The 8,654-nt window shown below is 69.7% G+C and carries 7 protein-coding genes; 2 read left to right on the top strand and 5 right to left on the bottom strand.

Going from position 1 to position 8,654, the window contains the following annotated elements:
* Positions 1-1,145: alkaline phosphatase D family protein (locus tag VF536_RS21700; RefSeq protein WP_331616971.1), on the top strand; the 1,145-nt coding region annotated here is incomplete at its 5' end.
* A 3-nt stretch (positions 1,146-1,148) separates the two neighbouring features.
* Here VF536_RS21700 and VF536_RS21695 read toward each other — a convergent pair.
* From VF536_RS21695 to VF536_RS21675, 5 genes are all read right to left on the bottom strand, one after another.
* Positions 1,149-3,914 carry a GAF domain-containing protein gene (locus VF536_RS21695; RefSeq protein WP_331616970.1) on the bottom strand — a complete coding sequence of 922 codons (2,766 nt, stop codon included), beginning with the start codon at positions 3,912-3,914 and terminating at the stop codon, positions 1,149-1,151.
* An 80-nt stretch (positions 3,915-3,994) separates the two neighbouring features.
* Entirely contained in the window at positions 3,995-4,777 is a 783-nt protein-coding gene (locus VF536_RS21690; RefSeq protein WP_331616969.1) for a M15 family metallopeptidase, read from the bottom strand.
* A gap of 57 nt (positions 4,778-4,834) precedes the next feature.
* Positions 4,835-5,566, bottom strand: a complete 732-nt coding sequence (locus VF536_RS21685; RefSeq protein WP_331616967.1) for a hypothetical protein — start codon at positions 5,564-5,566, stop codon at positions 4,835-4,837.
* A gap of 51 nt (positions 5,567-5,617) precedes the next feature.
* On the bottom strand, positions 5,618-6,589 hold the full coding sequence (locus tag VF536_RS21680) for a helix-turn-helix domain-containing GNAT family N-acetyltransferase (RefSeq protein WP_331616966.1): 972 nt from the start codon (positions 6,587-6,589) through the stop codon (positions 5,618-5,620).
* A gap of 133 nt (positions 6,590-6,722) precedes the next feature.
* Positions 6,723-7,202: a response regulator gene (locus VF536_RS21675; RefSeq protein WP_331616965.1), complete on the bottom strand. Its 480-nt coding sequence runs from the start codon at positions 7,200-7,202 to the stop codon at positions 6,723-6,725.
* Between the two features lie 202 nt (positions 7,203-7,404).
* Between VF536_RS21675 and VF536_RS21670 the strand changes: the two genes are divergently transcribed.
* A partial coding sequence (locus VF536_RS21670) for a HAMP domain-containing protein (protein ID WP_331616964.1) occupies positions 7,405-8,654 on the top strand: 1,250 nt, incomplete at its 3' end.

Below are 8,654 nucleotides of genomic sequence, written 5' to 3'. Positions count from 1 at the left end.
CGGCGGGCGCGGCGACCGGCGCGTTGCGCTTCGCCATCGCGTCCTGCCAGCGCTACGACCACGGCGAGTACGCCGCCTGGGGCGACATGGCAAAGCAGGACCTCGACCTGGTGCTCTTCCTCGGCGACTACATCTACGAGTACGCCACATCGGCATCCAGCAAGGCGCCGCGCCAGCATCGCGGCGGCGAGTGCCGGACCCTGGACGACTATCGCCAGCGCTACGCGCAGTACAAGGCCGATCCGCAGCTCCAGGCGATGCACGCCAACGCGCCGTGGATCCTCACCTGGGACGACCACGAGGTCCAGAACGACTGGGCGGGCGACGTCTCGCAAGACCTGGCCCCCGATTTCCACCAGCGCCGCATCGCCGCCGCGCAGGCCTACTGGGAGCACCAGCCCTTCCCGAAGCAGATGCGCCCGCGCGGCGTCGACGTGGCGCTGAGCCAGCGCTACGACTGGGGCGGTCTGGCCCGGCTCGTCACGATCGACGACCGCTCGTGGCGCGATCCGCAGGCCTGTCCGAAGCCGGGCCGCGGCGGCTCCAACACGGTCGACCTGAAGGACTGCCCGTCGCTGCGCAACCCGCAGCGCACGCTGCTGGGCACGCCGCAGGAGCAGTGGCTGCGCGACAGCTGGGACGCCACGCGGCCCTGGAACCTGCTCGCGCAGCAGACCTTGATGACGCGCTTCAATTCGCAGGATCCGGCGCAGGGACCGGGCCGCTACTGGACGGACGGCTGGGACGGTTACCCCTTCGCGCGCGAGCGGCTGCTGCGCGACCTGGAGGCGCGTCGCGTGCCGAATGCGGTGGTGCTCGGCGGCGATGTGCATGCGAACTACGTGGCCGACCTCAAGCTCGACTGGGACGACGCCAAGGCGCCGGTGCTGGCCAGCGAGTTCTGCGGCACATCCATCTCCAGCCATGGGATGGAGCAGTCGCGGCTCGATCACGCCCTGCCCTTCAATCCGCACATCCGCTACGGCCGCAGCGACCAGCGCGGCTACATGCGCTTCGAGCTGCGCGCGGAGCGGCTGGAGGCTGAATTGCGCAGCGTGCAGACGCCGTGGGATGCGAAGAGTCCCGTGGTCACGGCGGCGCGTTTCGCGGTGGAGGCGGGACGACCGGGAGCACAAGCGGCCTGACGATCAGGACAACCCCATCTCCTGGATCGCCCGCACCAGCGCGGGGAACTCGACCGGCTTGCGGAAGTGGGCGCGGAAGCCGGCCTCGAGCGCCTGACGACGGTCGGTTTCCCGGGCGAAGGCGGTGAGCGTGATCGCGGGGACTTCGCCGCCCTGCCCCGCCGGCAACGCGCGCACGTGCGCCAGCAATTCGAAGCCGGTCATCTCCGGCATGCCAAGGTCGGAGATCAGCAGGTTCACGTCCGAACCCGGCAGCAGGCTGAGCGCCTCCGCGCCGCTTGCCGCCGCGACGACCTGCGCCCCTTGCAGGCCGAGCGCACGCACCACCATCTCCCGCACGGACTCGTCGTCGTCGACGACCAGGATGCGCGCGCCCTTGAGCGACACGCGATCGATCGGCCCCGCGCCCGAGCCGGACCGTGGGTCCGACCCCATCTCCTGCCCCGCATTCATCCCGGCCGCCAGCACCACGTCATCGACCGCCCGCGCGCCCATCACCGGCAGCGTCACCGTGAAGCGCGCGCCGCGCCCTTCCCCGTCGCTCTCGGCGCGCACGGTGCCGCCATGGAGTTCGACCAGGTTGCGCACGATCGACAGCCCCAGCCCCAACCCGCCATGCCGCCGCGTCATCGACCCGTCGGCCTGCCGGAAGCGCTCGAACACGAAAGGCAGGAAGGCCGCCGGGATGCCGATGCCGCTGTCCTCGACGACCAGCTCCGTGGCCGTCGGCCCGCCGCGTAGCAGCACGCGCACCTCGCCGCCACGCGGCGTGAACTTGATGGCGTTGGCGACCAGGTTGGCCACGACCTGCTGCAGCCGCGCGGCGTCTCCCAGGATCGTGAGACCCGGATCGGCGTGCACCACCTCGACACCGAGTCGCACGCCGGCCCGTTCCGCCGAGGGCGCCAGCAGGTCCACCGCGGCCAGCGTGAAGCCCGCCGCGGAGACCGGCGCGATCTCCAGGCTCAGCTTGCCGGTCGTGATGCGGCTCATGTCGAGCAGATCCTCGATCAACTGCGCCTGCGCCTTGGCGCTGCGCTCGATCACGGCGATGCCCTTCTTCAGATCGGGCGGCTCGTCGCCGAACTTGCGCCGCAGGATGTGGACCCAGCCCGTGATCGCGCTCAGCGGTGTGCGCAGCTCGTGCGAGAGCGTCGCCAGGAACTCGTCCTTCACCAGCCCGGCCTGCTCGGCAGCCAGGCGCGCGGTGCGCTCGCTCTCCAGCAAGCGCGTGCGCTCCACCATCGCCTCGCGCGAGGCCGCGTAGAGCCGCGCGTTGTCGATCGCGATCGCGGCCTGGCTGGCGATGCCCTCGGCGAGCCGCTCGCTGCGCTCGGTGAAGACGGCGACCTCCTCATGGCCGAAGAACAGCCCGCCCAGCACTTCGCCCGAGCGGCTGATCACCGGCACGGCCAGGTAGCTGCGCACCGGCAGGTGTCCGGGCGGCTTGCCGTGATGCGGGGCCCACTGCCCATAGCGCGGATCGACCATCACGTCGTCCACACGGATGGTGGGTTCCCCGCGGAAGGTCGGACCGAACAGCGCCGTGGGCCGCGGATGGCCGAGCTTGTCGAAGTCCTTGCGGTCCGCACCGGAGAGCGCATACAGCAGGTAGGCCTCGCCCTGCTCGTCGAGGCCGTTGTAGAAGAACGCACCGAAGCGCGCGCCGGTGAGTTCGGTCGCCGCGTCGGTCACGCGCTGCACCAGCGCGCCGATGTCGAGCTCCGCCGCCAGCGCCGCGCCGGTGCGGTTCAGCGTCTCCAGCGTGCGGGCCTCCTCGCGCAGCGCGGCCTCGGCGCGGGTGCGCTCCAGCGCCTCCCAGCAGCGCGCGACGACCACCTTCACCAGCGCGATCTCCTCGTCGGTCCAGTGGCGCGGTTCGCGCTGGTGCACCGCCATCGCGGCGACGAAGCGCCCGTCCTTGTGCAGCGGCACGCAGATCACCGACTGGATGCCGGTGCGCGCATACGCCGAGCGGTCGTCGCCGGCGGTCACCGGATCGCGGTCCACGTCGTGGTTCACGAAGGCCTGCTCGGCGCGCATCAGCCGCAGGACCTCCTGGCCGAAGTCGCCGAAGCGGTAGGTGCCGACGATGCTGGCCACGCCGTCGTTGTAGTCGCCGATGACGTCGAAGGTGTCCTCGTCCGCACGCACGGTCGCGTAGGCGCAGCGGTTGGCGCCGAGATGGCGTCCCAGCCGCTCCGCGGTGACGCGCATCACGTCGGCCGGATCGGTCAGCCCGCGCGTGGCCTGCGCGAGTCCGTCCAGGAAGGCCAGCCGCCGCGACAGCAGCACCTTCTCGGTCGTCTCGGCGAAGGTGACCAGCACGCCGGCCGCGCGGCCGGCATCGTCGCGCACGGCGCTGTAGGAGAAGTTGAAGTAGACGTCCTCGGGGTAGCCGAAGCGGTCGATGGTCAGCTTGAAGTCGTCGAAGCCGAGCGGCTCGCCGTCCAGGACCTGGCGCCACATCGGACCGATCGTGGGCCAGATCTCGGCCCAGGTGTCGGGCGCCCGGCCGCCGAGCGCGGCCCCGGCCTTCGCGCCCAGGATGGGCCGGTAGGCGTCATTGAAGATCTGGACGAAGTCCCCACCCCAGGCCAGGTACATCGGCAGCTGGCACTCCAGCATCGTCGCGACCACGGCCCGGAGCGAGGACGGCCACCGTTCGAGGGCGCCGAGCGAGGTGGTCTCCCACGCGAAGGTCCGAACGCGGGCGGCCATGTCGCCGCGAATGTGGGCCATCGCGAGGATGGCGGATGAGTCGTCCATGGCACTCCAACGGTCCACCGCCGACGCGGGCGCGTTGGCTCCCGGACCGGTTGCAACGCGGGAGTGTAGGCCGCGGCGGCTCAGTCCTTCACGTTCGGCGTCTTGAACGTCCCGCCCGCGAGCGCCTGCTGGGCGCGGGACGGGTCGAACTCCCAGTGCCACGGCTCCTTGCTGACGGTGCGGACGAAGCCGAACGAGGTGGCCTGCCGCTTGAGCCACTCGTAGGTCGGGTTGCCGTCGCCGCCGGCGACGGAGAGGTCGAACGCGATGCCGTTCTGGTGCTTGGAGAAACCCGGCTTGGCCGCGGTGTTGAAGCCGGGCAGCCCGCGCACGAAGCCGTCGTGCAGGAGCTTCTGTTCCGGGTAGGAGCGGAAGCCGCTGTTGAGCGTGATCTTCACGCCGTCGTCCTTCGCCGCCGCGACCAGCGCGGCGAAGGGCGCGATGGTCTTCATCGCCAGGCGCTCGATCTCGAGCCCGGAGTCCACGATCGCGACGAGGTCCAGCTGTTCCAGGAACTGCCCGTTGTCCCAGGCGGCGTTGGGTCCGAAACGCGTCGCGCCGGGCTCCGGCGGCACGAGGCCGATCGTCTCGTTCATGAAGCTGCCGGCGAGGTTGCGCGTCGAGGTCCAGCCGAGGACCGTCGCCCCGTCCGCCGTCGCCGCGCGACCGAAAACGATGCGCTTCTTGCTGCCGGCCTCCTCGAGCCTGACCTCGAGGATGCTCACCGACGTGCCTCTGGCGATCTTCTTGAAGCCGCTGCCCGGGATGGGAACGAAGGCCATCAGGTCGTCGTCGCTGCGGATGCGAGCGTCGGGATCGTCGACGACGAAGGTCCTGTCGCGGAAGCTTTCTTCAAGGCTCACGGCGGGCTCCAGGAGTGGAGCCCTCAGCGTAAGCCCGGGCCCGCGCCCGGCGCCTCCTCAATTGGGATGATGAGCGCCCGGACGGGCGATCAGGCCGCCCGACAGCGTGATCGCCACGGCGACCACCAGCGCCAGCTCGTCCCCGCCGAAGAAGTCCTTGTCGAAGGCTTCGGAGTCGAGGATGCCGACCACGCGACGGTCGGCATCGAACAGCGGCAGGCAGGCTTCGGCGTTCACCTTCGGATCGCAGGTGTAGTAGCCGCCGCCCTCGGCGACGAAGGCGGCCACGTCGTTGATCAGGCGCGCACGGCCGCTCAGGCCCACGGCGCTGTTGTTGCTGCCCGCGGCGAAGGCCTCGGTCAGCGGGAACTCGGCCCGGCTCTCGGCGCCGAAGTAGGCCAGCTTCACCAGCACCGACTCGTCGGCGGACTTGCGCCGCGCCTGGTAGACGCCGAACCAATGGCTGCGGCTGTGCGCGCGGTAGTACTGCGTGACGATCGTGGCCTCGGCCAGCAGCCGCTGGTTGTCCGCGCCCTGCCCGCCCAGAATGCCCGCGAGCTCGTAGGGCAGCTCGGCCAGTTGGCCGAACAGCGAGCAGGCGCCGCCTTCGCCGAGTTCGGGCACGCGGAAGCTCCAGCTCACCGGCGTGGCGTCCAGCGCTTGCGGCGTCAGCAGAGCTTGCAGCGCTGCTTGATGCCTGCGCACGGCCTCCGCGAACGATGGGGAAGACGCGGCGTCGGCGAGGTCGCCGCGCAGGCCGCTGCAGTCGAGGTACAGGTCGAGATTCATGGGTCGGGAAGTTGGCAAAGGGTGTCGGGAACAACACCGACGACGGCGTGGTCAGCCAGCCGTCTGGAGATCAAGTTCCCAAGTTTCGCCGACAAGGTCCAACCCGAATCCCCGGAAGGCTTCTGTGCCCGTCAACCGATACCCCGCCTTGCGATAGATGTGCTTCGCGGCATCGAGCTGGCTGTTGGTCCACAGACGCACGCGCTGGTAGCCCGCCTCGCGCGCAAAGCGGTGGCATTCGGCCACGAGCCGGTCGCCCAGCCCGAGCCCGCGCGCCGCCGGCTCCACGAGCAGCAGCCGCAGTTGTGCGGTGCCGTCGATGGGCTCATTCGTCGTCTCGTCGCGTGCCTGCACCAGCGCGACGCTGCCGATGTTGACGCCGTCACGCTCCGCGATCCAGCAGGCTTCGCGCCGGGCGTCGAAGTGCTCGATGAAATCGGCGGCGATGCGCGCCACCAGCGCCTCGAAGCGCACGTCGAACTGGTACTCGCGCGCATACAGCGCACCGTGCCGCGACACGATCCACCCCATGTCGCCGGGCCGGTGCGGCCGCAGGATGAAGCCCTGCTTCGCCGGCTTGTCGTCGGGCGATTCCAGCAAGCCCTGCACGCGGCGGAAGGCCTGCAGCAGTTCGGTCTGCTGCGCCTCGCCGAGCTGACCGAGCAAGGCCCCGACCTGCTCCTGCGAGCGCTTCTCCAGCGGCTTGAACGCCTTGCGCCCGACCGGGCTCAGCTGCAGCAGCGACTGGCGCGCGTCGACCGCGCTGCGCGTCGACCGCACGAGGTCGCGCTCCTTCAGGTCGCGCAGCAGGCGGCTCAGATAACCGCCGTCGAGGTCGAGCAGGCGCCCCAGGTCGGTGGCGGTGAGGCCCTCCCCGTTCTCGAGGTGCGCGAGCTCGAACAGGATGCGCCCCTCGGTCAGGCTGAACGGGGAATCGAGCAGGCCCTCGTTGAGTACGCCGATGCGGCGCGTGTAGAAGCGGTTGAAGCGGCGGACGGCTTCGATGCGGTCAGGATCGGACATGGCCGCATGGTCCGTCATTTACTTGCTTTTGGCAAGCAATTACCTGCCATGGCTCATCCGGGCCTGCATGGCACCTGCATGGCACCCGCATGGCCCATGACAGGTCCCCGGCGCCATTGCGGCGCCGCCACACTCAGTGCTTGGTCGTGCGATTCCCGTACGCAGGGCGCGCGGGCCGGATCGCCGGCGCGTTGCTGCCCGCCGAGAAATTGCCCGGTCTTGCCGCCAGCAATACCGCCAGCAGGTCCGTCACGTTCAGCGGCTTGTAGAGCAACCGGTTGAAGCCCGCCGCGCCGGCCGACTCGTCGGTGATCTCCGGACCGCCGCCCGTCAGGCACACATACATCGTGTGGCGCCCCGCTTCGGCATCGATCAGCTTGGCCTCGGACACGACTTCCAGGCCGTTCATGTCCGGCATGTCGAAGTCGACGAACACCAGTTCCGGCTTGAACAGCTTCAGCAGGCGCAGACCCACCCGGCCGCTGTAGGCGACCGAGGTCGCGCAGCCGTAGCAGCGGAACAGCTCGCTGAGGCTGCGCGCGCCTTCCGGATCGTCGTCGATCACGAGGACCCTCAGCGCGTGCGGTGGTGTGTGAGCCGATGTGTCGGACATCGAAGTCTTCTCCCTGAATGCAACACGACGCAACAGCAGTCCGCGCACGACAAAGCGCGGGCGGCATCCGCCGTCCGTCGACACCCCATATCGGCAAGCTGCGTGCCCGGCCCGGCCCTCCTAAACCCAGGTCCCGCCAGCGTTGTCGGACGGCTAAAGTCCCTCGGTTGAGCCGCGATCAGACGGCCGTCGGGAGTCCTGAATGAGCGTCTTGGAAGAAGCCGTGGCCGTGGTCCCGGCCGAGCACCTGAATGCGATGCTGATGGCGCTGCACGCGCTGCGCCGCGGCGATCCGGACGTGCGGCTCCCGTTCCACTGGACCGGCGTCGCCGGCAAGCTCGCCGATGCGTTCAACGAGGTGGTCGAGCAGAACGCCTCGATGGCCGCGGAGCTCTCCCGGCTGCGCCAGGTCGTCGGCCGCGAAGGCCGGCTCAAGCAGCGCGCCACCCTGCCCGAGCTGCGCGGCTTCTGGGGCCAGCAGATCGACTGCATCAACGCGCTCATCGACGACCTCGTCCACCCCACCAGCGAAGCCGCCCGCGTGATCGGCGCGGTCGCCGAGGGCGACCTCACCAAGTCCATGGCCCTGGAGGTCGACAGCCGGCCGCTGCAGGGTGAGTTCCTCCACACCGCCAAGACCATCAACCGGATGGTGGAACAGCTCGGCGACTTCTCCGCCGAGGTGACCCGCGTCGCGCGCGAGGTCGGCACCGAGGGCAAGCTCGGCGGCCAGGCCGAGGTCAAGGGCGTCGCCGGGACCTGGAAGGACCTGACCGACTCGGTCAACTCGATGGCCGGCAACCTGACCGACCAGGTCCGCAACATCGCCGACGTGACCACCGCCGTCGCGCAGGGCGACCTCTCCAAGAAGATCGAGGTCGACGTCAAGGGCGAGTTCCTGACGTTGAAGAACACCATCAACACGATGGTGGATCAGCTGCGCTCGTTCGCGTCGGAAGTGACCCGCGTGGCGCACGAGGTCGGCACCGAAGGCTCGCTCGGCGGACAGGCCCGCGTGGAAGGCGTGTCGGGCACCTGGAAGGACCTGACGGACTCGGTGAACTCCATGGCCGGCAACCTGACCTCGCAGGTGCGCAACATCGCCGACGTGACCAAGGCCGTGGCCGCGGGCGACCTGTCCAAGAAGATCACCGTCGACGTGAAGGGCGAGATCCTGGAGCTCAAGAACACCGTCAACACGATGGTGGACCAGTTGCGCTCCTTCGCCGCGGAAGTGACCCGTGTGGCGCGCGAGGTCGGCACCGAAGGCAAGCTCGGCGGCCAGGCCGACGTGCAGGGCGTGGCCGGGACCTGGAAGGACCTGACCGAGTCGGTGAACTTCATGGCCGGCAACCTGACCGACCAGCTCCGCGACGTGTCGAAGGTGGCGACCGCGATCGCGAGCGGTGACCTGACCCAGAAGGTCACCGCCGACGCACGCGGCGAAATTTT

Source organism: Roseateles sp. (assembly GCF_036486225.1).
In the GTDB taxonomy this organism is placed as follows: Bacteria; Pseudomonadota; Gammaproteobacteria; order Burkholderiales; family Burkholderiaceae_C; genus Roseateles.
This window is presented reverse-complemented; position numbering and strand designations above follow the sequence as displayed.

What these genes read in the sequence shown, in the direction of transcription:
- VF536_RS21680 (WP_331616966.1), bottom strand. Translation starts at nt 6,589, where the DNA reads ATGTCCGATCCTGACCGCATCGAAGCCGTCCGCCGCTTCAACCGCTTC.
- VF536_RS21675 (WP_331616965.1), bottom strand. Translation starts at nt 7,202, where the DNA reads ATGTCCGACACATCGGCTCACACACCACCGCACGCGCTGAGGGTCCTC.
- VF536_RS21685 (WP_331616967.1), bottom strand. Translation starts at nt 5,566, where the DNA reads ATGAATCTCGACCTGTACCTCGACTGCAGCGGCCTGCGCGGCGACCTC.
- VF536_RS21695 (WP_331616970.1), bottom strand. Translation starts at nt 3,914, where the DNA reads ATGGACGACTCATCCGCCATCCTCGCGATGGCCCACATTCGCGGCGAC.